The sequence below is a fragment of the Massilia sp. HP4 genome, assembly GCF_005222695.1.
Taxonomy (GTDB): domain Bacteria; phylum Pseudomonadota; class Gammaproteobacteria; order Burkholderiales; family Burkholderiaceae_D; genus Telluria.
In genome coordinates, this window is sequence record NZ_STGG01000062.1 from 23,357 (window position 1) to 49,022 (window position 25,666).

Here is a 25,666-nt window from a genome sequence, read left to right on the forward strand (position 1 = left end):
GTCATACTCGCAAGAATAATTAACCGCCGCATATTACTTTCCCTCCATCTTCGCGATTATCCGCCCCACCCGAGTCCGCGGGACGTGACGACGGTCACATTCTAATCAATTCTAACAACGTGCCTCGGTATAATTTCCCTCTAGAATGCACGTATTGCTCCAGACCGACGATATACTCGGTGACCACTGACTAGCCGTTGCTATTTGACCACACCGAGCGTGCCCGCCTTCCCCCCATCTTCGAGCCTGCGCCCCCTGCGCCTGCGCCGCGGCGCGGTGCAAGCCTGCATTTCGCTGCTCGCCTTCCTGCTGTGCGTCTACGCCCAATCGCAGCCGGGCACGGCGGCCTTCGGCAACGAGTGGCTGCGCGACGTGTTCGTCAAGCTGCGCGCTACCGATGCGCCCGAGCCGCGCATCCTGGTGGTGGATATCGACGAGACCAGTACCGAACGCCTCGGCCCCTGGCCCTGGCCGCGCGCGCGCATCGCCGACCTGGTGGAAACGCTCCTCGGCGACTACGGCGTGCGCGGGGTCGCCCTCGACATCCTGTTCCCCGACGCCGCCGACCCGGAAGGCGACGCCCGGCTGGCGGCATTGGCCGGCTTCGGGCCGGTGGTGCTGGCGCACGCCTTCGATTACATGCGCGACCGCCCGGTCGCCCTGCGCCAGGGCGTGCTGGCGCACGGACCGGTATCGCTGCCCGGCGCCCCGCCGGCAGCGCTGCCCGCTACCGGCTTCATCGCCAACCACACCGGCCTGATCGACGCGCGCCAGGTCGGCAATATCGGTTTCGTGCCCGATCCCGATGGCGTGCTGCGCCGCCTGCCGCTGTGGACCACCTTCGAAGGCAAGAGCTGGCCGGCCTTGTCGCTGGCCCTGCTGGGCTGCTGCTCCGGCAAGCCGGCGCCGCTCGTCGACGGCGCAGCGCAGACGCGCCTGGATTTCCAGCGCGACTGGAGCGCCTACACGGTGGTCACCGCCGCCGAGGTGCTCGACCGCGCCTATCCGCGCGAAGACCTGGCCGGACGCCTGGTGCTGATCGGGTCGTCATCCCTGGGCCAGGGCGACCGCGTCGCCACCCCGCTCGGCAGCAACCGGCCCGGCCTGGGCGTCCAGGCGGCGATGCTGTCGCAGTTGCTCGACCTGCAGGAAGGCAAGGCCCCTGGACGCTGGCCGGGCGCCCTGCTGGCTCTGGCGTTCGCGGCCGGCTCGGTGCTGTTCGCCATGTTTGCCTTCCCGCGCCTGTCGGCGCTGACCAGCGTCGGGCTGCTGGGGTCGATCTCGGTCGCCTGGGTCGGCCTGGCCTATTTCGCCAGCGCACGCGATCCGGTGTTCTCGGTCAGCGGGCCGCTGGCCACCAACCTGTTCCTGCTGGCGTTCGCCGTCCCCTATCAATGGCAGGTGGCGCAGACCCGCTCGCGCCATTTGCTCGACACCTTGCGCCAGTACGTCGCGCCGTCGGTGGTGCAGCAGCTGCTGCGCAGCGACATGGCCGACCCGCTCAAGCCGCGCCAGCTCGAGGTGACCACCCTGATCGCCGACATGGAAGGCTATACCTCGCAGGTCGAGTCGCTGCCGGTCGAAGAAGCCGCGCGCCTGACCCAGGAATTCCTCGATTGCCTCACCGGCCCGGTCATCGCCCACCAGGGCACGCTCGACAAATATACGGGCGACGGCCTGGTCGCGTTCTGGGGCGCCCCGCTGCCCGAAATTCACCACGCCGACCTGGCGCTGGACGCCGCGCGCGCCATCCTGGCGCGGGTGGAAGCGTTGAGCGCGCAGCGCAGCAGCGCCGGCCACAAGCCGCTGCGGGTGCGCATCGGCATCGAGAGCGGGCCGGCCATGGCGGGCGACTTCGGCACCACTTTCCGCAGCATCTATACCGCCGTGGGCGACAGCGTCAATACCGCCTCGCGCCTCGAGCAGGCCGCGCGCGACTATCCGCATGACGCCATCATCGGCCCCGGCACCGTCGCGCTGGCGCAGCGCCACCGGTTCTTGGCGCTGGGCGAACGCATCTTACGCGGCAAAGGCAAGCCGACTCCCTTGTATACCTTCGCGCCACAAGACGCCGATGCGCATGCCGCGCACGGCCTGGAACAACAGGCATGAGATCCATGTTTTCATCAGTTAGCACATACTTACGCCAGATTATCGTGGCAGCCTGCCTGGCTGGCATCGCCGGCGGCGCCGGCGCGACCCCGAACGCGCCGCCGCCCAACGAAGTCCAGATCCTGTACGAGAACGCCCTGCAGTCGATCGCCGAGGGCCGCAAGAACGACGCCTCGGACACCCTGGTGCGCGTGATCGAGAAGGAATCGCAGCATGCCGGCGCCTATCTCGAAGTGGCGCTGGTGCAGTGCAGCCTCGGCCGCGTGGACGAGGCCGAGCGCCTGTTCGCCATCATCGAGACCCGCTTCGATCCGCCACGCGCGATCCTGGAACTCATTGCCGAGGCGCGCGACACCGGCTGCGACGAATGGCAGCCATTGAAGGCCACCTCGGTCAGCGTCACGCGCGGCCTGGACATGAACGTCAACCAGGGCGCGCGCAACCCGAGCTACATCGTCGACACCGGCGGCGGCCAGGTCGAGCTGCCGCTGCTGGACGAATTCCTGCCCCGGCACGACAACTACACCGCCCTGAACGTCGAGCACACGCGCGACCTGACGCCCAACGGCCTGACCGGCTTTGCCCAGTACTTCGGCCGCCGGAATGACTCGCTGGGCCAGTACGACAGCGATTCGGTGTACGCCGGGGTCGACAGCCAGTACCGCTTCGGCGCCTGGCCGGTGCGCGCCACCGGCATGCTCGGCTTTACTTCCCTGGGCGGCAAGCTGTACCAGCGCCAGGTGCAGTTGCTGGCGCGCGCCGGGGTGCCAATGCCGCTACCGAGCCGCATGCAACTGCACGTAACAGGCGGTGTGACCCGCAACGATTATTCGACGCTGACCAATTTCGATTCGAATACCTTCGACGTGCTGGGCCAGCTGAGCTGGCGCGGCGACAAGGTATTCGCCAGCCTGAGCCAGGGCTGGCAGGCCGACCATGCGGTGCGCGAGCGCCCGGGTGGCGACCGCCACGGCTACAGCACCACCCTGCTGGCGCGGCGCGCCCTGTGGCGCGAGGTGAGCGGCGAACTCTCGTACAGCTACCAGAGCTGGCGCAGCGGCGAGGCCTATGCGCCGGGTCTGATCAACACGGTGCGCGACCAGAACACGCGTGTTGCGCGCGCCGTGCTGTCGTGGCCGATCGCCCGCAACCAATGGCTGCGGTTTGAAACCCGCGTGGTGCGCAACCGCGAAAATATCTCGATCTTCCAATACGATAACCGCCAGATCCAGCTCAGCTGGCAATGGCAGGACCGCTGACCATGTCTATGCTTTCCCCACCGGCGCGCACCCTGGGCGCCGCTACCGAGACCCACGATAACGGCTTCAATGCCGTGCGCCTGGCCTGCGCGCTGGCCGTCATGGTGTACCACGCTTACCAGATGGCGCCGGTCGCGGCGGGGCTCGATCCCCTGACGTCCAGGCTGCGGCCCGTCACCGATCTCGGCGCGCTGGCGGTCGGCATTTTCTTTTTGATCAGCGGCATGTTCGTCAGCCAGAGCTGGCTGCGCGACCCGCACCTGGGCCGTTTCGCGCTGCGGCGCGTGGCGCGCATCGTGCCGGGCCTGTTCGTCGCCACCTTGCTGTGTACCCTGACCGCGGTCGCGTTCTTTTCAGAGCGCGGCCCGGCCGGACTGTTCGATTCGGCGACCTGGCGCTATATCTTCGGCAATACGGTCTTGCATTGGCTTCAATACAATATCCCGCCTGAAGAATTGAGCATTCCCGGCGTGCTCGGCGGGCGTAACCTGAATGGCGTGCTGTGGACCTTGTACTGGGAAGGCCGCATGTATGTGGTGCTGGCCCTGGTCGGCATAGCGGCCGTGATGCCGATGCGCCCGTGGCTGCGCGGCGCCGCCATCTTCCTGCTGCTGGCGGCCAACCTGTTCCCCGAGGTGTTGAGCGGCTACCTGTGGGAAGTGCGCCTGTGGTCGCTGTTCCTGACCGGCGTGCTGCTGCAGACCCTGGCGCCGCAGCTGCGCATCGGCCCGGTGCACGTCCTCTGCGCGCTGGCGCTGGTAGGGCTGAACTGGACCCGTTCGCTGGCCATGACCCAGCATCCGCTGACCTGGTTCGGCATCGTCCTGCTGGTCGCCGCGCTGGCGCTGTGGATCGGCAGCGCGCGCGTACGCGGCCTGGGCCATGTGCAGCGCCACGATTATTCGTATGCCGTCTATATCTACCACTGGCCGGTACTGATGATGATCGGAGCACTGGTGCCAAACGCTAAGCCGCACCTGGCGCTGGCACTGTGCCTGCTGGTGCTGGCGCCGCTGTCCCTGCTGTCCTGGCACTGGGTCGAAGCGCCGGCGATGCGCGCCGCGCGGCGCTGGCTGCGGCGTCGCCGACGCGCTCCAGATGACGTCGCCTCCGCAATGCCCGGCGCCGTCATTCCCGCGCAGGCGGGAATCCAGGGCAGCACGTCCACCACCGTCGACTCCAGTGGTAACGCGGAAAATCGGAATAGGGCCGCTAGTTAACAGACGCCCTCTCACGCCCCCCCCGACCTGCGGATCAGTTGCTGCTTGATGGCCCGCCGAGCTTGTTTCAAAACAATGACGGTAGACGCATCATTTTGTGAGTTGACCAATACCAACGCCTCCAACTGCTTCTGAGTGAAAAATAAGTAACGCATACTCACCTACCGCACACGGAGACAGCATGGCAATCGACGCATACTTGCAAATTGATGGCATCAAAGGCGAATCGCAGGACGACAAGCACAAGGGCTGGATTGAATGCTTGTCTGTAGACTTCGGAGTCGATTAACCTAGAAGCGCTACGGCATCGACAGGCGGTGGCCACACCGCTGAACGCGCCGAACTAGACGACATCCTCTTCAGCAAACTCGCGGACCTCTCGACCCCGATCCTTCTCCAACACTGTGCGATGGGGAAGACTATCCCCAAAGCGAAATTCGAGTTCATGAGTGCCGATGGCGACGGCACACCTGTCAAGTATTTTGAAATCGAGTTAGAAAATGTCCTGGTCGGCATGGTCAAGCCAGGCATACGGCAAGGTGCGATCATGAAGGAGAACATCTGCCTGAAGTTCTCCAGGGTCAAGTGGAAGTACAGCCAACAGAAGATTGCCGGCGGCGCCGGCGGCAACACCTCCGGAGGATGGGATCTGGCAGCAAACAGGGTCTTTGCCTGAGGAGCCGAACATGGCTCTGGATGTAGAGAAATACACGGCCCACCTCAGGACACATGCAGCCCACCGAAGTCAGCGCAAGTGTGCGAGACGTGTCCGCGAGGCGCTCGAAGCCGGTGGTGGCAAGACCAAGGGGCATCCTGTAGATGCAAAGGATTGGGGCCCTACTCTTCTTCGGATGGGATTCCGCGAAATCCATGTGGAGGACTCTACGAAGTTCATCTTCATGAAGGGAGATATCGTCGTTCTCCAACCATACCAGGGTGGGAACCCTTCAGGACATATCGCCGCTTACGATGGGAAGATCTGGATATCTGACTTCAAGCAGCGGGATTTCTGGTCAGGTCAAGGTTACAGGAACAACAAGCCAAGCCATGTATTCTATCGCCCTTAAAAAAGCCTTCGTAGGCACACTGATGCTCCTCGCTAGTTGTGCTTGCGTCGCTGCTTCCACTACACCGCTCGTGTTACAGGAGCCTGTTCTTGGACTCCGATACGAGATCGAAAAAAATCGCTTTGATACCCTTCCGAAGAGCGAACTTGCCAACTGTGAGAACTTCCAGGATGACAAAAACAGAAGTGCTACCTGGTACATCTACGGGAAGGTCAAAGATCCAACAGGCAGAACCTACTACGTCACAGGAGGATATGAAACGGTTCACAATGTCATCCGCAACGAAGACAGGTACGAAACGACCAACCTCGGTGCAGTCTTCTACATTGAAGCCAGCAAGTGTGTCTATCTGGACGAAGCCCGGCAGACCTTCGAAGACCGCATAGTCAACGACGAAATGCCGCAGCATGTCCTGCAGGCCCTTGCGGTGGATATCGCCACCAGGCTTCAACGCGCATTCGGAGGGGCCGATCGCCTGAAGGTTGAGCTTCGCAACCAACGCATCGACGTTCAATCCCTACCTACCGAGTTAAAGCAAGCATTTCAAGTCTACGGCACGCCTTAGACGCAATCATTCCCGAGGTTCCCGCGGCCGTCATTCCCGCGCAGGCGGAAATCCAAGGCAGAACGCCCGCCGCAAAGGCCGGCCTCAGTGGCAACTCGGACAACCTTGGATTCCCGCCTGCGCGGGAATGACGTGCCGATGGCCGATGTATAAAGCGGAATTGGCGCGCGCCCCGCGTGCCGAAATGCCGCAGCCGCGCAGGTAAACCACGCAGAGCCCGGCTCGAGCATATACAATCATGCCCGTATGACTTTCGTTAACATGATGGGCTCGTTCTGATGGGCTGGAACGCACTGCTGTTCGTGCTGGCCGCCGTGGCTGTCACCGTCGGCTGCCTGGTCCCCAACCGCTGGCTCCCGCCCCTCCCGAACGACAAGGTATTGCACTTTGTCAGTTTTGCCGTCCTGACCGGCCTGGCGCTGCCGCTCGCGCACGATCTACCCTCGGCCCTGCTGTGGCTGTCCGGCCTGCTGCTGGCCGGCTGGGTGATCGAATGCCTGCAGTCGCTGCTGCCGGACCGGAGCTTCTGCTGGCGCGACATGGCCGCCAATGCCGGCGGCATCGCGTTCGCGACGCTCGCGACCTGCCTGGTCGCCCCGATTTTTTGAGGCACGAATTGAACCGAGATCCCTTGCTTGCCACCGCGCCACCAGCTGCGCCCGAGGTCAAGTCGCTGGAGGCCCATGTCCACCTGCGCAAGATTCCGCTCCTGGCCGACCTGAGCGACGAGGAAATCCTGCGCGTCAAACAGGAGTTGCGCTTCCGCCACTATGCCAAGCGCGAGATCGTCCTGCAAAAAGGCGGCAGCGGCGACGGCCTGCTGTTCCTGCTCTCAGGCCAGTTGCAGGTGGTCGACATCACCGAGGATGGCCGGGCGATCGGCCTGCGCATGCTGACGCCGGGCGACTTTTTCGGCGAAATCGCCCTGATCAACAATTCGACCCGTTCGGCCTCGGTGGTGGCGCTGACCGCAGTCGTGGTGGCGTTCTTGCCGGCCAGTACCGCGATGCACCTGTTCTCGCACTCGCCGTCGGTGGCCAGGCAGATGCTGCGCCACTTGGCGCAGAAGATCCAGCGCGACTCGGAATTCCGCGCCTTGCTCAGCATTAACAATACCGCCAAGCGCATTTATACGTATCTGTCGATGCAGGAACGGCGCCAGGCGTCGCCCGGCGCGCCGGTGGTGCTGGAAAACCTGCCGACGCACCAGGATATTGCCAATATGATCAATACCAGCCGCGAAACCGTCACCCGTGCGCTGGCTGCCCTGGTCCAGCAAGGCATCGTCCAGAAGGATGCCAGCCGGCTGATCATCGTCAAGCCGGAAGCGCTCGACCGCCTGGTGCAGGGCGAGTAGGTAGCGTAGAAGTAGCATCCGACGCTACCGCCGAGGGTAGTGCAGGCGATGACACGTCGTTACAATTGAACAATATGTGAGCTGGACCGTGGGGTATAATTTCGCCCTTAGCCCTCCAGCATTACAAAGACAAGCCACCGTGACGACAACCCTGCCGCTCTCATCCAGGGCGCTTCCCAACGCCACCGCCCCATGATTTCGCCCCTGATGCTGCGAGGCCTGTGGGCCTACCGCGGTTTCGTGCTGGGCAGCGTCAAACGCGAATTCCAGTCGAAATACGCCAATGCCATCCTGGGCGCCCTGTGGTCGGTGCTCAGCCCGCTCGCCATGATCCTGGTGTACACCGTGATCTTCTCCGAGGTCATGCGCACCAAGCTGCCCGGCGCCGAATCCGGCTTCGCTTATTCGATCTACCTGTGCGCCGGCATCCTGACCTGGGGCCTGTTCGCCGAGATCGTCGCGCGCGGCCAGAACATGTTCATCGAGCAGGCCAATGTGATCAAGAAGATCAGCTTCCCGCGCATCTGCCTGCCGGTGATCGTGGTGCTCAATGCGCTGGTCAACTTCGCCATCATCTTCAGCCTGTTCCTGGTGTTCCTGGTCGCCACCGGCAACTTCCCGGGCCTGGTGTTCGCCGCCCTGCTGCCGGTGCTGCTGGTGCAGGTGCTGCTGGCGATCGGCCTGGCGATGATCGTCGGCGTGTTGAATGTGTTCTTCCGCGACGTCGGCCAGTTCGTGACGATCGCGATGCAATTCTGGTTCTGGCTGACGCCGATCGTGTATCCGGCCTCGATCCTGCCGGAACAGATCCGCGCCGCGCTGGCCTGGAATCCGATGATGCCGCTGATCCAGGCCTACCAGGCGATCCTGGTGCATGGCACCGCGCCCGACTGGGGCTCGATCGGCATGGTAGCGCTGCTGGCGCTGCTGCTGTGCGCCTTCGGCATGCGCCTGTTCAGGAAGCGCGCCGGCGAAATGGTGGATGAACTCTGATGGGCACGATTACCGTTTCCAACCTGGGCAAGGCCTATAAAATCTACCCGACCCGGCTGTCGCGCCTGGGCGAATGGATGCTGCCTTTCCGCGGCCCGCGCCACAAACTCAAATGGGTGCTGCGCGAGGTCAGCTTCACGGTCTCGCCGGGCGAAGCCGTGGGCCTGATCGGCATCAACGGCGCCGGCAAGAGTACCCTGCTCAAGCTGATCACCGGCACCACGCAACCCACCACCGGCAGCGTCTGGATGGATGGCAGCGTGGCCGCCCTGCTCGAACTGGGCATGGGCTTCCACCCCGACTTCACCGGCCGCCAGAACGCGTATATGGCGGGCCAGCTGCTGGGCATGACGGTCGAGCAGATCACCGAACTGATGCCGCAGATCGAGGCCTTCGCCGACATCGGCGACTATATGGACCAGCCGGTGCGGGTCTACTCGAGCGGCATGCAGATGCGGGTCGCGTTCTCGGTCGCCACCGCGCGCCGGCCCGATATCCTCATCGTCGACGAGGCGCTGTCGGTGGGCGACGCTTATTTCCAGCACAAGAGCTTCGACCGCATTCGCCAGTTCCAGAAGCAAGGCACGACCCTGCTGCTGGTCTCGCACGACAAGCAGGCGATCCAGTCGGTCTGCGACCGCGCGATCCTGCTCGACGGCGGGCGCCTGGCGCGCGAAGGCAAGCCCGAGGAAATCATGGACTACTACAACGCCATGATCGCCGAACGCGAAAACGATACCGTGCGCCAGGCCGAAGTCGAGGGCAAGGTGCAGACCGTGTCCGGCACCGGCGAAGCCACGGTGGACGACATCGCCCTGCTCGACGAGCACGGCGAGCGGGTCGAGGTGGTCGACGTCGGCAGCCCGGTCACGCTCGAGGTGCGGGTAAAAGTGAACGCGCCGATCCCGCGCATGGTGCTGGGCTATATGATCAAGGACCGCCTGGGCCAGCCGATGTACGGCACCAATACCCACCTCAAGCAGCTGCCGCTCGACGACGTGAACGCAGGCGAAGAGGTGGTCTACCGCTTCGCCTTCCCGATGAACCTGGGCCCGGGCAGCTACTCGGTCGCCACCGCCATCGTCAGCACCGACACCCACCTCGTCAACAACTACGAATGGCGCGACCTGGCCCTGGTGTTCACCGTGATGAATATGCGCCGGCCCCATTTTGAAGGTTCGGCCTGGCTCGACCCGGCCATCGACATCCAACGCACATGACATTCGTTTCCTACTCCCAGAATGCCGAGGACGTGCTGCTGTGGCGCGCACTCGGCCACGTCGCCGACGGCTTCTATATCGACGTCGGCGCCAGCGATCCGGTCGAACACTCGGTCACCAAGGCGTTCTATGAACGCGGCTGGCGCGGCATCAGCATCGAGCCGCTGCCGTCGTTCCACGAACAGTTCCAGCAGCAGCGCCCGCGCGACGTCAACCTGGCGATCGCCGCCGGCGCCGAGAACGGCGAGCTGACCCTGTACGACGTGCCCGACGTGCGCGGCTGGGCCTCGCCCGACCAGGCCGTGGCCGAGATGCACCGCGCCGAAGGCCACGCCATCGCCGAACTCAAGGTGCCGGTGCGCACCCTGGCCTCGGTGTGCGAAGAACACGTGCGCGGCGAGATCCATTTCCTGAAGATCGACGTCGAAGGCTTCGAGGCCGATGTGTTGCGCGGCATGGATTTCGCGCGCTGGCGCCCGTGGGTGCTGGTGATCGAGGCGACGCTGCCGAATAGCCGCGAAACCAACCACGCCAGCTGGGAAGACATGGTCACCGGCCAGCGCTACCGCTTCGCCTGGTTCGATGGCCTGAACCGCTGGTACGTGGCCGAGGAACACCCCGAGCTGATGCAGCACTTCGGCATCCAGCCGAATGTGTTCGACGCCTTTATCTCCTACCACCTCGACCGCGCCTGGTCCAATGGCGAGGCGCAGGCCGCGGCGCTGACGGCGTCCGAGGAGCGCCTGGGCGCGCTGGCGCGCCATGCCGAAGCCGAGGCGAAACAAGCCGAAGAGAACCGCGTGCGGCTCGAGATCGCGCTGCGTAACGAACAGGACCAGCGCGCGCTGGAAGCGCGCCGCGCTGAAGAACAAGTCACGCTGCTGCAAGAGCAGCTGGCCCAGGTGAATGAAAGCGCGCGCCAGCTGTCGTACTGGGCGCGCGGCGTCGACGAACGCCTCAAGGCCACCCTGGCCAGCACCTCGTGGAAGGTCACCCGCCCGCTGCGTGCCGCCGGTTCGCTGGCGATCGCGCTCAAGAGACCAGGGCTGTCGCGCCGCATCGTCAACCGCCTCACCGCCAACGAGCGCGTGCGGCGCCTGGTGATCCCGCTGCTGCGCCGCCATCCGGCCCTGAATGAGCGCGTCAGCGCCTCGATCGCCTCGATCAAGCTCGATCCGCCGCAGCAGGCGGCGTTCGGCGTCGAGGTCCCCGAAGAACTCAAGGGCTTGCCGCAATCGGCCCGCACCGTGCTGGCCGACCTGAAACGCGCCCGCGGCAACCAGCAGTCGGATAGTTAAGCCATGCGCATCGTCATCGATTTCCTCAACGGTCCGGTAGTGGCCGATCACCTGGCCCGGATGCGCGACCTGGCGCGCCTGGCCGCCGGCCACGAACTGTGGCTGGCCACGCCGGCCAGTGAAGCACAGGCCAGCGACCGCCTGCGCCTGGCCTTCGACGGCCTGGTGCCGCGCGAGCGCGTGCGGCCCTTCTCCCTGCCGGCCGATCCGGCCCTGGCCGCGCTGCTGCGCGAAGGCGCGCTGGCCAGCATGGCCCCTGGCGTGGTGGTGACCACTGCCGAAGAGCAGTCGTCCCTGCCGACCGTCATGGCCGGCCATGATGACATCACGGCGCTCTGGACCCGGGTCCAGGCCAGCGCCGCCAAACGCACTGCTCCGGCCGCGCCGGCCACGCGCCCGCGCCTGGCCTATGTGTCGCCGCTGCCGCCGCAAAAATCGGGCATCGCCGACTACAGCGCCGAACTGGTGCCGCAACTGGCGGCCTGGTACGACATCGAGCTGGTGATCGACCAGGACCCGGTCACCGACCCGCGCCTGGCGAACTACCCGCAGCGCAGCCCGGCCTGGCTGCGCGCCCACGCCCACGAATTCCAGCGCGTGGTCTACCACTTCGGCAATTCGCCGGTGCACGGCCATATGTTCGACCTGCTGCGCGACGTGCCGGGCATCGTGGTGCTGCACGATTTTTATCTGTCGAACGTGCTCGACTACCTGGAACACGATCGCGTGCTGCCGCAAGGTTTCGTGCGCGCGCTGTACCAGTCGCACGGCTACACGGGCCTGCTCGGCCACCGCCAGGCCGGGCGCAACCGCGTGGTCTGGATCTGGAAATACCCGGCCAACCGCGGCGTGCTCGATCACGCCACCGGCATCATCGTCCACTCCGAGTTTCCGAAGCAGCTGGCCGCCCAATGGTATGGCGACGGCGCCGGCAACGACTGGCGCACCGTGCCGCTGTTGCGCGGCAAACCGGAAGGCAGCGCCACCCCGGCCGCACGCGCCGCCGCGCGCCAGCGCCTCAAGCTGCGCGATGCCGACTACATCGTCTGCACCTTCGGCATGCTGGGCCCGACCAAGCTCAATGACGAGCTGCTGGACGCCTTCCTGGCCTCGCCGCTGGCGCTTGATGCGAATTGTCATCTGGTGTTCGTCGGCCAGAACGACGGCGGCCGCTATGGCGCCGACCTGGCTAAAAAGATCAAGCACAGCGCCTGCGCCGACCGCATCAGGATCACCGGCTTCGCCGACGCCGCCACCTATGCCGACTACGTGATCGCCTGCGACACCGCGGTGCAGCTGCGCGGTTCCTCGCGCGGCGAGACCTCGGCCGCGGTGCTCGACTGCCTGCTGTACGGCGCGCCGACGATCGTCAATGCCCACGGCTCGACCGCCTCGATCGACAGCGGCCTGGTGGTGATGCTGCCGGACGAATTCAAGACCGAGGAACTGGCCGCCGCGCTGGCGCGCCTGCATGGCGATCCGGCCGCGCGCGCGGCGCTCGGCGCGCGCGCCCTGGCCTTCATGGAAACCGAACACGCCCCGGCCCACGCCGGCCGCCTGTGCATGGAAGCGATCGAGCACTTCGCCACGCCCGGCCACGGCCCGCACGCCGGCTACCGCCCGCTGGTGGCGGCCGCCGCACGGCGCTGCGCTGACGACGACTTGCCGGCGCTGGCCGAGGCCATCGCTTTCAACCAGCCCGTGGCGCCGACGCGCCAGCTGCTGGTGGACGTCTCGGCCCTGGTCCAGAACGACCTCAAGACCGGCATCCAGCGCGTGGTGCGCAGCATTTTGCTGTCGCTGATCGCGACCCCGCCCGCCGGCTTCCGGGTCGAGCCGGTATTCACCACCGGCGGCAACCGCCCCTACCACTACGCGCGCCGCTTCGGCCTGGGCCTGGTGGGCGAAGACATGCTGATGCTCGAAGACGCGCCGGTCGACCTGCGGCCGGGCGACATCTTCTTTGGCCTCGACCTGTTCCTCTCGGGTACGCACCAGAACGAGCGCCTGCTGCAGTCGATGCGCGACCGCGGCGTCGAGATCTATTTCTGCATGTACGACATCCTGCCGATGCTGCGTCCGGACGTGTTCCCGTTCGGGACCGACCAGGGCTTCGGCGACTTCCTGCGCACCGTGCACAAGACGGCGGACGGGGTGCTGTGCATTTCGCGCGCCGTGGCCGACGAACTCGCTACCTGGTACGAGGCACAAGGCCTGTGCCGCGAACTGCCTTTGACCCTGGGCTGGTTCCACCTGGGCGCCGACATCAATGCCAGCGCGCCGAGCACCGGCCTGCCGCTGGACGCATCGATCGTGCTGGGCGCCCTGGCGCAGCGGCCGAGCTTTTTGATGGTGGGCACGGTCGAGCCGCGCAAGGGCCATGCCCAGACCCTGGCCGCCTTCGAGCAGCTGTGGGAACGCGGCGTCGACGTCAACCTGGTCGTGGTCGGCAAGCAGGGCTGGATGGTCGACGCGGTGGCCGAGCGCATGAAGGCGCATCCGGAACTCGGCAAGCGCCTGTTCTGGCTGGCCGGCATCTCGGACGAGATGCTGCTCAAGCTGTATGCCGGCGCCTCGGCCCTGCTGTTCCCGTCCGAGGGCGAAGGTTTTGGCCTGCCGTTGATCGAGGCGGCCCAGCATGGCACGCCGATCATCGCGCGCGGCCTGCCCGTGTTCCGCGAAGTGGCCGGCGTCCACGCCCATTATTTCGACGGCCTGGCGCCGCAAGACCTGGCGGCGTCGATCGACGCCTGGCTGGCCCTGCAGCGCGCCGGCCAGGCCCCGGCATCGACCGGCATGCCGTGGCTGACCTGGGACCAGAGCGCCCAGCAGGTCGTCGGCAACCTGATCCGCGGGCGCTGGTACCGCACCCTGCCGGGCAGCACCGGAGCGCACCATGATTGAGCCGCGTAACGATACCGGCGCCGCCATGCGCCCGCTGGTGATCGACCTGGACGGGACCCTGATCCATTCCGATCTGCTGTGGGAATCGATCGTCCTGTTCTTGAAGAAGAATTTTTTGCGTGCCTGGCAACTGCCCTTGTGGCTGTTCCTGGGCAAGGCTGGCTTCAAGGAAAAGATCGCCAGCCAGGTCGAACTCGACCCGGCCGCCCTGCCCTACGACCAGGCGGTGCTGGCGCTGATCGCGGCCGCGCGCGCCGAGGGCCGCAGCGTGATCCTGGCCACCGGCGCCCAGCGCCGTTTCGCCGAGCAGATCGCGGCCCACCTGGGCTTGTTCGACCAAGTGCTGGCCACCGACGGCATCAATTTTACGTCGCACAACAAGGCGCGCGAACTGTGCCGCCTGTTCGGCGAGCGCGGCTACGATTACGTGGGCAATTCGCGCGCCGACCTGCCGGTGTGGCTGGCCTGCGAAGGTGCGGTGTCGGTCACGCATAAACCTTTCCGCCTGGCCGATGGTCGCGCCACCAGCCATTCGGGCAGCGTGCGCGGCGGCGCCTTGCGCGCCCTGCTCAAGGCCATGCGTCCGCGCCAGTGGCTCAAGAATATGCTGGTGTTCTTGCCGATGCTGGCCGGCCACGAATTCGACCTGTGGACGCTCAACGCGGCGCTGGTCGCCTTCGTCGCGTTCTCGCTGTGCGCGTCCAGCGCCTACCTGCTCAACGACGCCCTGGACGCCCAGGACGATCGCGTGCACCCGACCAAGCACAAGCGGCCGATCGCCTCCGGCGCATTGCCGCTGCCCGTGGCACTGATGACCAGCCCCTTGCTGGCGCTGGCGGCGATCGGCCTGTGCGCCTGGTTCAGCCCCCTGCTGCTGCTGGTGGTGCTGGTCTACTTCGTCAGCACGGTGGCCTATTCGCTGGTCTTGAAGCGCCTGCTGATGGTCGACATCGTGACCCTGGCGATCCTGTATACCTTGCGCGTGCTGGGCGGCGGCGCCGCGACCATGATCGCGCCGTCGTTCTGGCTGCTGGCGTTCTCGTTCTTCATCTTCCTGAGCCTGGCCCTGCTCAAGCGCCACAGCGAATTGTTCAACCTGCAGCGCGACGGCAAGGAAAAAACGCGCGGGCGCGGCTATACCACGGCCGACAGCATGCCGATCGCGATCATGGGCGTCAATACCGCCTTCGTCTCGGTGCTGGTGTTCATGCTGTACTTTAATTCGTCGAACGTGCTGGAGCAGTACCGCACGCCCGAACTGCTGGGCGGCATCCTGCCGCTGCTGGTGTTCTGGCTGGGCCGCCTGTGGGTGCTGGCCTTCCGCGGCGAGGTCAATGAAGACCCCGTGCTCTACGTCAGCAAGGACAAGGTGTCGCTGGTCGTCATCGTCCTGTGCCTGCTGCTGGCCACCCTCGCCTCGATCTGATCCATGATGTCCACAACCGCCTCGACCCTGCCTGCCCCCTGGCGCTTCCCGCTGCTGCTGGCCCTGCTGCTGGCGGTGCTGGTGGCCGTGCTGCCCACCGACTACCGCGGCGACAGCGTCGAATACACGCTCGACACCGTCGCCATCGCCAGCCACGGCACGCCGGATATCCGCCTGGACGACATCGCCCGCACCCGCGCGCTGCTGGGCGACGCCTACCGCGCGCCTTTCGATGAACTCGAACGCGGCATGCGCGCCGGCGACCAGGACCTGTATGCGGCCTTCACCCGCGGCAAGGACGGCGACGTCTATCCGATCCACTTCTTCGGCTATCCTCTGCTGGCGGCGGCGCCGTTCAAGCTGTTCGAGATGATCGGCGCGCCGCCGTTCAAGGCCTTCGTGGCGGTGAACCTGGCGGCCGTGTTCGTGCTCGGCCTGGCGCTGCGCCGGTTCTTCGGTTCCGAGCGGCGGGCCTGGGCCGGCCTGGCCCTGTTCATGCTGTGCGGCGGCGTCCTGTTCTGGCGCTGGAGCAGCCCGGAATGCCTCAGCGCCGCCCTGCTGCTGGCGGCCATGCTGTATTTCACCGCCGGCGCCCCGCTGCGCGGCGCCATGCTGGCCGGCCTGGCCAGCTGGCAGAATCCGACCATCCTGTTCTTCTTCGGCTTTGCGCCGCTGCTCAAGCTGTGCCTCGACTGGCAACGCGGCGCTGGCCTGATGGCCAACCTGCGCGCGCAGGTCAACCGCGCCAATATCGTCGGCCTGGCCGCGGGCGTGGCCGTGTTTTCGGTGCCGGTGCTGTTCAATCTCTACCAGTATGGCGTGCCGAACATCATCGCGCGCAAGTTCTCCGATCCGACCCTGGTGGGCGGCGAGCGCCTGCTGTCCTTCTTCTTCGACCTGAACCAGGGCATGGCGATCGGCCTGCCGGGCCTGATCGCCGCCGTGCTGCTGCTGTGCGCACGCAAGGACCTGCGCGCGCGCAGCGTGCTGTCCGTGGCGTTGCTGTTCTTGCTGGCGCTGGCGGTGCCGGCGCTGGCGGTATTGAACTGGAACTCGGATGCCGCCGGCATGATGCGCTATGTGTTCTGGTCGTCGATGCCGCTGCTGTTCGTGCTGCTGGCGCTGCTGCGCGACCGCGCCTGGCCGCTGCCGCTGGTGGCCGGCGTGGCCGCGCTGCAGGCGCTGGCCATGCTGCATGCGGCCAGCTACCACTACACGACCTTCAGCCCGCTCGCGCGCCAGGTGCTGGCACATGCCCCTGGCCTGTATCATCCCGAGCCCGAGATCTTCGCCGAACGCACTGCCCATCACGACAATTACATCCGCGCCGACGAGGTGTACGTCTACCGCATCGATGGCGCGCCGGTGAAGGCCCTGCTCAATGTGGCCAACGCCGGCGCCGATGCGGCGCTGTGCGGCGCCGGCGCCATGCTCGCGCCCGACAACGCCTTCATCGACGCCACCCGCGGCTGGCGCTATGTCGATGCTCCGCTGCGCTGTGCGGCGGGCGAACTGGTCCAGCGCAGCTTCCAGTTCGACGACCTCAAGGCCGGCGCCCAAGTCGAACTGGGCCAAGGCTGGAGCGGCCTCGAGGCGAACGGCCCGGGCTGGAACGGCGTCTGGTCGAATGGCCCGCGTTCGCAGCTGGTGCTGCACGTGGACACGCTGCAGGCGCAGCAGATCCTGGTCAGCGGCGCCTACCTGCAGAACCAGGGCCGCACCCGGGTGCGCGTCAACGGCGTCGACCTGGGCTGGCATCAGCTCGACCGCGAAGGTCCCTTGAGCCTGCCGCCGGCGGCAGTCCAGGGCGGCCGGCTCGCCATCGAACTGGAGCACGAATCGCCGCGTTCCCCCGGCGCCTCCGACCCGCGCCAGCTCGCCTTCTTCCTGCGTGAAATCAACGTCCGCGCCAAGCCGGCTGCACAGAAATGAACTATCCGATGAATCCCATCCTGGACACCCCCGGCGCCATCGCCGGCCCCGCCACCGCCGCGATTGCCGTGGTGATCCCGAGCTACCGCGTCACCCGCCACATCCTGGGCGTGATCGCCGGCATCGGCCCCGAAGTCGCGCGCATCTATGTGGTCGACGACAAGTGTCCCGACGCCAGCGGCGCCTTCGTGCGCGCCAATTGCAGCGACCCGCGCGTGACCGTGCTCGAACATGCCGAGAACCAGGGCGTGGGCGGCGCCGTGATGACCGGTTACCGCGCCGCGATCGACGACGGCGCGCGGGTGATCGTCAAGATCGACGGCGACGGCCAGATGGACGCCGCCCTGCTGCCCGATTTCGTGGCCCCGATCCTGGCCGGCGAAGCCGACTACACCAAGGGCAACCGCTTCTTCGACCTCGAGCAGATCCGGCAAATGCCGGCCATGCGCCTGTTCGGCAATGCGGTGCTGTCGCTGATGACCAAGGTGTCGTCGGGCTACTGGAACCTGTTCGATCCGACCAATGGCTATACGGCGATCCACGCCGATGCCGCGCGCCACCTGCCGTTTGACAAGATCAGCCGCCGCTACTTCTTCGAGACCGATATGCTGTTTCGCCTGAACACGCTGGGGGCGGTGGTGGCCGACGTGCCGATGGACGCCAAGTATGGCGACGAGGTGAGCAACCTCAAGATTTCGAAGGTGGTCACCGAGTTCGCGCTCAAGCACGTGCGCAACCTGGGCAAGCGCCTGTTCTATAACTATTACCTGCGCAATATGTCGCTGGCCTCGCTCGAGCTGCCGCTGGGCTTGGGGCTGCTCGGCTTCGGCACCGTGTATGGCCTGGCGCGCTGGATCGGTTCGGCCGAGAGCGACGTCGCGACCCCGGCCGGGAGCGTGATGCTGGCGGCGCTGCCCGTCATCATGGGCGTGCAATTGATCCTGGCCTTCCTGGCCTACGACATCGCCTCGGTGCCGACCCGGCCGCTGCACAAGAAGACCTTGTTCCGGCGCGTGCCATGATCCAGGTCTTGCGCTCGCGCCAGTTCATGGTGTTCGTGGCCGGCGGCGTGCTGTGCGCGCTGATCGATATCGGCCTGATGCAATTGCTGCTCTTGCTTGGCGTACACTACTCGATGGCCGCCAGCGCCGGTTTCGGCACCGGCTTACTGGTGAATTACGCATTTCATACTCGAATTACATTCGGTAAAAATGCAAATTCTTCAAATTTTGTTAGGTATATGTGTGTTGTAGGCATCAATTATTCATTGATGCTGGCGTGTGTGGCCTTGTCCGCCACATTCCTCGACAATCCGCTGGCCGGGAAGCTGGTGTCATTGCCTATCGTGGCAATCAATGGCTACCTGCTCAGCAAACACTGGATCTACAAGTGATGCGCTTCGCTCCCGTCCAGCACGACCCGGCCACCATCGCGCGCTACGGCGCCCTGTTCGCGGCCTGCTTCCCCGGCGTTAACAAGTTCACGCCGGCCTATCTCGACTGGCTGTACCTGGCAAACCCGGACGGCCAGGCGGTCGGCTACGATGCCTGGGATGGCGAGAACCTGGCCGCCCACTACGTCTGCATCCCGGCGCGCGCCTGGGTCGAGGGCCGCGAAACGACGGTGCTGCTATCGCTGAACACCGCCACCCATCCCGACTACCAGGGCAAGGGGCTGTTCACCAAGCTGGCCGCGATGACCTTCGAGGCCGGCGCCGCCGCCGGCTACGACGGCGTGTATGGCGTGGCCAACGCCAACAGCACGCCCGGCTTCGTGCGCAAGCTCGGCTTCCAGCTGGTGCGCCCGCTCGAAGCGCGAATCGGCCTGGGCCGCCTGCGCCATGGCCCCCGTCCGGCACCGCAGACGCTGTCGTTCGAGCGCAGCTGGAGCGAGGCCGCACTGGCCTGGCGCTGCGCCAATCCGCACAACCCGGTGGCGCGCCGCGACGGCGCCGCGCGCCGCCAGTTCCACGCGGCCGCCATGGGCAGCCACCTGCCGGCCTACGCCGAGCTGGGTCCGGCGTCTACGGCATCGTCGTCAGCAACGCAGTCCGACAGCACGCGGCGACCGCTGTCGCCGCTGCGCCTGTTCATCGGCCTGGCGCCGGACGCCGGCGCCAATTACTGGAACTACGCCAGCATTCCCTTGAAGCTGCGGCCATCGCCGCTGAACCTGATCTACCGCTCGTTCAGCGAGCGCGTGAGCGCGCTCGATCCCAGCCGCATCCAGTTCAGCTTCCTCGACTTCGATGCCTACTGAACCGATCCAGGCGGTCGCGCTCTTCCTGTTCGCCCACCAGGACGATGAATTCGGCGTGCTGCAGCGCATCGCCCACTACCGCGCGCGCGGCTTGCGCGTGGCCTGCGCCTACCTGACCGACGGCGGCACCGCGCGCGCCGCCAGCGCACAGCGCAATGCCGAATCGCGCGCGGTCCTGCAGCGGCTCGGCGTGAGGGACGCCGACATCGCCTTCGCCGGCGAACAGCTCGGCATCGGCGACGCCCAGTTGCCGCTGCACCTGGCCCGGGCCGACGCCTGGATCGGACGCTGGCTGGATGGACATATCGCGATCGAGGCCCTGCATGTGACGGCCTGGGAAGGCGGCCACCACGACCACGACGCGCTGCACGCGCTGGCCGTGGGCCAGGCCGAACGGCGCGGCCTGCTGGCGCGCACCTGGCAGTATTCGCTGTACCAGGCCGAAGGCCTCGGCGGTCCGCTGTTCCGGGTGCTGGCGCCGCTGGCGGCCAACGGTCCGGTCGACCGCATCGCCATTCCCTGGGCCGACCGCCTGCGCAACCTGCGCTGCTGCCTGATGTATCCATCGCAGCTGACCACCTGGGTCGGCCTGTTCCCGCCGGTGGCCTGGCACACCATGGTGCGCGGCGTGGAGTCGCTGCAGCCGGTATCGCCGGCGCGCCTGTTGGAGCGGCCGCACGCGGGCGCGCTGTACTACGAAAAACGCCAGTTCTTTACCTGGGAACGCATGCAAGGCGCGCTGGAGCAGTGGCGCGCCGGTTTCCCGCCTTCCTGAAAGCCTTCGATGACCCGTTCCGTCACCGACCTCCCGACCGGCCGCGCGGCCGGCAGCCTGCGCCGCCATGCCTGGGAAGTCGCCCTGGGCGCCAGCTTGCTGGCGGCCGGCCTGTTCCTGTTCCAGCGCAACTACGGCCTGTATCCCAGTGTCTTCGCCGACGAGTGGTACTACAGCAAAATGACGCGCCTGGAGCCGTTCGAGGTCGCGCTGGTGCCGTCCTGGCTCTACCTGTGGCTGATGCGGATACTGACCGAGGCCGGCGGCGAACGCTTCCTGGAGGCGGTGCGGCTGGGTAACCTGGCCTTCCTGCTCGGGTCTGCGGCGGTGCTGTACGCGACCGCGCGACGCTTCGCCAGCAGGCCGATGGCCTATGCCGTCGCGATCGCGTCGACCCTGGCGCCGCTGAACCTGTACTCCGCCTATTTCATGCCGGAGATGACCTATTATTTCGGCTTCTGCCTGCTGGGCTGGATCGCGCTGACCCGCGCCGGCTGGCATTGGGCAGTGCATGCCGCCGTCGCCGGCGCCGTGATCGGACTGATGAGCTTGGTGAAAGTGCACGCCCTGTTCCTGCTGCCGGGCCTGTGCCTGTTCCTGGCCTACCGCGCCTGGGCTCGCCCCCACGGCCATGCATGGATCGTCCAGGCACTGGGCGCGGCGGCACTGGCCGCGGCCAGCGCGGTGATCCTCAAGTTCGGCCTCGGCTGGCTGATCGCCGGCGACGCCGGCCTGCATCTGTTCGGCCAGTTCTACGGCCGTGCCGCCACCACGGCCACCAGTTCGGTCATCGACCTGGTCAAGCCGGCACTGGTCGTCGGCGGCGGCCACCTGGCCACCCTCACCCTGCTAGCCGCCTTGCCGCTGGCGCTGCTGGTCTACGGCATGTGCACCAAAGTGCTGCAGCGCCCGGCCACCGCAGCAGGCGCGGCAAACGCCGCAGCGAGCCCCGGCGCACTGGCGCTCTACACTTTCTTGATGCTCGGTTCGGCAGGCGGCCTGACCGTGCTGTACACCGCTTCGCTCAACTTCATGGGCCACGATGAACTGATGCGCCTGCACCTGCGCTACTACAGCTTCGTGTTCCCATTGCTGTGGCTGGCGGCCGGCGCCGCGGCCGGCGATGCGGTGCGCCGCGCGCCACTGCTGCGCTGGGCCCTGGCGCTGGGCCTGTGCCTGGGGCTGCTGATGGCGCTCAGGTACCTGCCCGGCTACCGCATGCTGATGGTCGATGGCCCGGACATCGCCGGCATCGACCTGGCGCATCCGGGCACGATGGCGCTGGCACTGCTGCAGGGCGCACTGCTGCTCGGATGGGCCGCCGGCCTGCGCGCGACGCCCCTGCTGTTCGTCATCGTGGCGCTGCCCGCGACCCTGGTCGCGACCCAGGTCGGGGTGGCGGCGGAACTCGAGGCGCAGCGTACGGCGTCGGCGGCCGACCTTGGCGGCCAGGCCGCGCGGCGCCTGGTGCCCCCTGCCGAGCGCGCCAACATCACCCTGGTCGGCCAGATTCCCGGGAACCTCATGCGCGCCCAGTTCCAGATCGACGATCCGAAATCGTCGCTGCTGGTCTTGCCATGGGACGGCGCGCTCAGCGAAGAACAAGTGCCGACCCATGGCGGCTGGCTGCTGTTGATCGGGGAGAACGCGCTGCCGAAAGGGCTCGATGTGCGCGAGGCCGGACCGGGCTACCGCCTCATCAAGCTGCGCAGCCAGGCCGATCGCCTGAAGGGACGCGAGATCGGCCAGGCGAGGCTGGACGAGGGCTTCAAGCCTGGCCTTCTCGAAGGCATCGACGGCTTCTCGCACGCCGAACAGTGGGGCCGCTGGTCGACCGGCAAGCAGGTTACGCTGCGTTTCGCCCAGCCGCTGCCGCCGCGCGCGGCCCTGATGCTCGAAGGCCAGGCGTTCGGCGTCAACGCCACGCTTCCCTTCGTCCTGCGCGCTGGGGACGCCAGCGTGAACTTCAGGATCAGCGGTTCGGCCCAGGAAATCGGCCTGCGCCTGCTGACCGACGGCACGGTGCGCAGCATCGTCATCGAGATACCGCAACCGCAGTCGCCGGCCGATTTGGGCTATCAGGGCGATGCGCGCCAGCTCGGCATCGGGCTGGTGCGCGTCAGGCTCATCGACCTGGACCAGGCGCCCTGACGCCGGCCGCCTGGCCGGCGACGTGCATTAGGGCGATTTCTGCGCCCTGGCCCGCTGTTCTTCAGCGAATTTCTCGCCGATATACAGGTCGCCCTCATACGTCAGGTGATGGCTGTCGCGATACATCAGTTTCCCGTCGAGCATCCCCTTGCAATGCTTGTCGTCGCACAGGTATTTGGCAGGGGCGAACGTGGTAACTGAAGGGAATTCCTTCAGCACCGCGCCGACGATCCGGTTATGCTCCTTGATGGCTTGTTCGTAGGTAGAGACATCCATCGTGCAATCGCGGTTCGTGGTCGAGCTGGCGATGCCTGCCCTCTTGATGCAGGCGCGCGGCTCGAAGTCGAGCGTGGGTATATCGTAGAAATAGATGACTTCCTTGCCTGCATCCTGTAAGGCGCGCAGGGTCGCACGGAATTGCTCGGTGAGCAGCCTGCCTTCTGCCGTGTCATCGCTATGCTTGGCAATCGTGGAAATGATGACTTTCCTGATGCTCGCAGTCGACAGGGTCAGCTCAAGCATCTTCGCCGTCGCTTCCTGGTACTGGTCGTTGATACCGGGCTTGACGCCGATATAGGGAATACGGGTGCCGAAGTACACCAGGTTCTCACCCTGTTCGCCATAATATTTCAGCAGGCCCGCGGACACGTGGTAAGCGTGGCTGTCGCCGATCATGCCCATCGTTGGCTCAATGTCGGCATTCCCCATCAGGCAGTAATCCCAGACCGTATCGAATCCATAGCGTTTCTTGCAGGCGGCGGCGTTATCGCGGTCTTCCACGACGATCAGCGCTTTCTGCAGATTGGCGTTGTCGACGATGCTCTTGCGCGTCGGCAGGCCATCCTGCTTGTACACCCAGCCACCGACGCCACCGATCACCGCCACCAGCACCGCCAGCACGATGGCGACAGCAGGCTGGCGCGGGCCGCGCCGGCGTATCGGCTGCTCGACGAGCACATATGTCAGCCACGCCAGCAGCACCGCGCCCAGCACCGCGGCAATGCGGATTTCCAGCGCCGGCGTACCCGACTCGACAATGTGCGCAAAGGACAGCAGCGGCCAGTGCCACAGATACAGCGGATAACTGATCAGGCCAACCCACACCAGGGCGCGGTTCGACAGGACGAACCGGTTGATCCACGCAAGCGGACCGGCGGCGATCAGGCATCCGGCGCCGAGGGATGGCAGCAGCGCCCACCAGCCCGGGAAACCTTTGCCGCCCCGGATCAGTGCGCAGGCCAGGATAATGAGCCCAAGCCCGACGAAGGACAGTAGATTGCGTCCGGTCGCGCTGTTCGAGCCGAACGATACCGGCGTTCTTTGCAGCGACCAATACGCCAGCATCGCGCCGATCAGCAGCTCCCAAGCCCGGCTGGCAAGTGAATAAAAGGTCGCGCTCGGGAATTTCTCGAGCCCGCCGATATTGATCCCGAACGACACCACCATCAGTGCCAGCGTCAGCCAGAACAGGCTCATCCGATATTTGAATGCCAGGGCAAGCAGGATCGGCCAGAAAATATAGAACTGCTCTTCGATGCCGAGCGACCACAGGTGCAGCAAAGGCTTGGTTTCAGCGGCGGTATCGAAATAGCCCACCTCGAACCAGAGGAAGATATTTGACAGGAAGGTGGCGCCGCCAAAGATGTGTTTTCCGAGGAGCTTCAGTTCGTCAGGAAACAGGGCGATCCAACCGAAAGCCAGCGATGCCGACAATACCAGGATCAGGGCCGGGAAGATGCGCCTGGCGCGACGCGCATAGAAATTGGCGTAGCTGAACGAATTATTCCCGAATTCGTTGATCAGGATTGTTGAAATCAGGTAACCGGAGATGACGAAGAAGATGTCGACGCCGATGAAGCCGCCCGGAATAAGCTTGGGAAAGGCGTGAAACAGGACGACAATCAGGACGGCGATCGCGCGCATGCCGTCGATATCGGCCCGGTAGGACACGTGCTGGGCAGCGAGGGCTGCCTTCGGATCTGTATGCAAGGATATTCCCCTTCGATGAACGCCTGGCACGGCCGGTGTGATCGTCACCGCGCTGCCGTTCATTCCACCTTGCGCCGTCGCGGCATTGCGGCAGGCTGGCAAAGTAGTCAAAAGAAAATATTATCGCATGTAAAGATGTCACTCCAACAGCACGATGGGCATGCAAGGTGTGGGCTCGCACAGAGCGCCGTTCCTCCAAACTTACGCAAAGCTATCCGAAGTTAACTTTGCTGTTGAATTCCTGCTTCGCTGGGGCCGGTTTCACCTTGCGCTTCACCCGCAAGGCCAGCGCCTTCCCCTCCACAGGCAGCGACGGTGGAACTCACCGCCATATTTCTCAAGTTGGTTGCCGCGTTCACATCGCGATCGTGCAGTGCGCCGCAATGCGGGCAGCGCCATTGGCGCACCTGGAGGTCCAGCGTATCGAGCCGATGGCCGCAGCATGAACACGTCTTACTGCTGGGGTACCAACGATCCACCACGACCACCTGCCCACCACGCCACTCCGCCTTGTATTCCAGTTGGCGGCGCAGCTCTCCGAAGCCCATGTCCGCGATTGAGCGTGCCAGACGGCGGTTCCCAAGCATGCCTTTGACGTTCAGGTCCTCGATCCCGATGATGTGGAATCGGCAGGTGATGGATGTGGTCAGCTTGTGCAGGCCGTCGCGCCGTATGTCAGCGATCCTGGCATGCAGGCGGGCGAGCTTGTTCTTCGCCTTGGCGTAATTGCGGGAACCTTTTACTTTGCGCGACAGGCTCCGCGCCAGGCGTTTTACCCGCGCCAGCAGCGTTCGCAACGCCTTCGGGCCGACGACGATTTCACCGGTTGACAGCGTAGCCAGCGCCGTGACACCGAAGTCCACTCCTACCGCGCCTTGGTTTTCGGCAGGCGGCAAGAATGACGCAATGGTGTCAACGACAATACTGGCATACCAGCGGTCTGCAACACGGTCGATCGAGGCAGAGACAATTTTCCCAGCAAGACGCAGGGATTCGCACATGCGCAGCCATCCCAGCTTAGGTGTTCAGTATCGTGCGATCATGTTCCTCGCCGTAGCTGGCCTTTGTTCCGTGCAAAAGCTATGCTGGGCGACTTGATTGCTGGATTCAGCAGTCCCAGTATTCAATCGCACCCGGAG

At 65.5% G+C, this 25,666-nt stretch carries 20 protein-coding genes and 1 pseudogene; 19 read left to right on the forward strand and 2 right to left on the reverse strand.

The features are described 5' to 3' along the window. Positions 1-219: 219 nt before the first annotated feature. The 19 genes and pseudogenes from E8M83_RS22730 to E8M83_RS22820 all read left to right on the forward strand — a co-directional run bounded on the left by E8M83_RS22730 (position 220) and on the right by E8M83_RS22820 (position 22,538). A complete protein-coding gene (locus tag E8M83_RS22730; protein ID WP_229491819.1) occupies positions 220-2,112 on the forward strand; it encodes a CHASE2 domain-containing protein in 1,893 nt (630 codons plus the stop codon). 44 nt (positions 2,113-2,156) lie between these two features. After that, the gene (locus tag E8M83_RS22735) at positions 2,157-3,371 is read left to right on the forward strand and encodes a lipopolysaccharide assembly protein LapB (protein WP_229491821.1); all 1,215 of its coding nucleotides are present in this window, start codon (positions 2,157-2,159) and stop codon (positions 3,369-3,371) included. A 2-nt stretch (positions 3,372-3,373) separates the two neighbouring features. Continuing rightward, entirely contained in the window at positions 3,374-4,591 is a 1,218-nt protein-coding gene (locus E8M83_RS22740; RefSeq protein WP_170976897.1) for an acyltransferase, read from the forward strand. Between the two features lie 181 nt (positions 4,592-4,772). After that, positions 4,773-5,267: pseudogene (locus tag E8M83_RS22745) on the forward strand (Hcp family type VI secretion system effector). A gap of 10 nt (positions 5,268-5,277) precedes the next feature. Next, complete coding sequence (locus E8M83_RS22750) at positions 5,278-5,658, forward strand: hypothetical protein (RefSeq protein ID WP_137175638.1); 381 nt, start codon at positions 5,278-5,280, stop codon at positions 5,656-5,658. Next, the gene (locus E8M83_RS22755) at positions 5,639-6,223 is read left to right on the forward strand and encodes a hypothetical protein (RefSeq protein ID WP_137175639.1); all 585 of its coding nucleotides are present in this window, start codon (positions 5,639-5,641) and stop codon (positions 6,221-6,223) included. Before E8M83_RS22750 ends, E8M83_RS22755 begins: the two co-directional genes overlap by 20 nt. Before the next feature lie 278 nt (positions 6,224-6,501). Further along, the gene (locus tag E8M83_RS22760) at positions 6,502-6,831 is read left to right on the forward strand and encodes a VanZ family protein (RefSeq protein WP_137175640.1); all 330 of its coding nucleotides are present in this window, start codon (positions 6,502-6,504) and stop codon (positions 6,829-6,831) included. 8 nt (positions 6,832-6,839) lie between these two features. Next, the gene (locus E8M83_RS22765; protein WP_229491822.1) at positions 6,840-7,580 is read left to right on the forward strand and encodes a Crp/Fnr family transcriptional regulator; all 741 of its coding nucleotides are present in this window, start codon (positions 6,840-6,842) and stop codon (positions 7,578-7,580) included. A gap of 192 nt (positions 7,581-7,772) precedes the next feature. After that, positions 7,773-8,573, forward strand: coding sequence for an ABC transporter permease (locus E8M83_RS22770; RefSeq protein ID WP_137175642.1), 801 nt, complete (start codon positions 7,773-7,775; stop codon positions 8,571-8,573). Further along, the gene (locus tag E8M83_RS22775; RefSeq protein WP_137175643.1) at positions 8,573-9,793 is read left to right on the forward strand and encodes an ABC transporter ATP-binding protein; all 1,221 of its coding nucleotides are present in this window, start codon (positions 8,573-8,575) and stop codon (positions 9,791-9,793) included. The genes E8M83_RS22770 and E8M83_RS22775 overlap by 1 nt, the downstream gene beginning before the upstream one ends. After that, a complete protein-coding gene (locus tag E8M83_RS22780; RefSeq protein ID WP_137175644.1) occupies positions 9,790-11,091 on the forward strand; it encodes an FkbM family methyltransferase in 1,302 nt (433 codons plus the stop codon). Before E8M83_RS22775 ends, E8M83_RS22780 begins: the two co-directional genes overlap by 4 nt. A gap of 3 nt (positions 11,092-11,094) precedes the next feature. Beyond that, positions 11,095-13,995: a glycosyltransferase gene (locus E8M83_RS22785; protein WP_137175645.1), complete on the forward strand. Its 2,901-nt coding sequence runs from the start codon at positions 11,095-11,097 to the stop codon at positions 13,993-13,995. Beyond that, positions 13,988-15,421, forward strand: a complete 1,434-nt coding sequence (locus tag E8M83_RS22790; protein WP_137175646.1) for a UbiA family prenyltransferase — start codon at positions 13,988-13,990, stop codon at positions 15,419-15,421. The genes E8M83_RS22785 and E8M83_RS22790 overlap by 8 nt, the downstream gene beginning before the upstream one ends. Before the next feature lie 3 nt (positions 15,422-15,424). Further along, entirely contained in the window at positions 15,425-17,353 is a 1,929-nt protein-coding gene (locus E8M83_RS22795; protein ID WP_137175647.1) for a hypothetical protein, read from the forward strand. Positions 17,354-17,361: 8 nt separating this feature from the next. Then, positions 17,362-18,375, forward strand: a complete 1,014-nt coding sequence (locus E8M83_RS22800; protein WP_229491824.1) for a glycosyltransferase family 2 protein — start codon at positions 17,362-17,364, stop codon at positions 18,373-18,375. Continuing rightward, a complete protein-coding gene (locus E8M83_RS22805) occupies positions 18,372-18,746 on the forward strand; it encodes a GtrA family protein (RefSeq protein ID WP_137175649.1) in 375 nt (124 codons plus the stop codon). Before E8M83_RS22800 ends, E8M83_RS22805 begins: the two co-directional genes overlap by 4 nt. After that, complete coding sequence (locus E8M83_RS22810) at positions 18,746-19,612, forward strand: GNAT family N-acetyltransferase (RefSeq protein ID WP_137175650.1); 867 nt, start codon at positions 18,746-18,748, stop codon at positions 19,610-19,612. Before E8M83_RS22805 ends, E8M83_RS22810 begins: the two co-directional genes overlap by 1 nt. Further along, complete coding sequence (locus tag E8M83_RS22815) at positions 19,602-20,387, forward strand: PIG-L deacetylase family protein (protein WP_137175651.1); 786 nt, start codon at positions 19,602-19,604, stop codon at positions 20,385-20,387. The genes E8M83_RS22810 and E8M83_RS22815 overlap by 11 nt, the downstream gene beginning before the upstream one ends. 9 nt (positions 20,388-20,396) lie before the next feature. Continuing rightward, complete coding sequence (locus tag E8M83_RS22820; RefSeq protein WP_137175652.1) at positions 20,397-22,538, forward strand: glycosyltransferase family 39 protein; 2,142 nt, start codon at positions 20,397-20,399, stop codon at positions 22,536-22,538. 27 nt (positions 22,539-22,565) lie between these two features. Here the strand turns inward: E8M83_RS22820 and E8M83_RS22825 are convergent, their stop codons facing one another. Both E8M83_RS22825 and E8M83_RS22830 read right to left on the reverse strand, forming a co-directional pair. After that, on the reverse strand, positions 22,566-24,590 hold the full coding sequence (locus E8M83_RS22825; RefSeq protein WP_137175653.1) for an acyltransferase family protein: 2,025 nt from the start codon (positions 24,588-24,590) through the stop codon (positions 22,566-22,568). A 158-nt stretch (positions 24,591-24,748) separates the two neighbouring features. Next, the gene (locus E8M83_RS22830; protein WP_229491826.1) at positions 24,749-25,528 is read right to left on the reverse strand and encodes a transposase; all 780 of its coding nucleotides are present in this window, start codon (positions 25,526-25,528) and stop codon (positions 24,749-24,751) included. Positions 25,529-25,666: the final 138 nt, after the last annotated feature.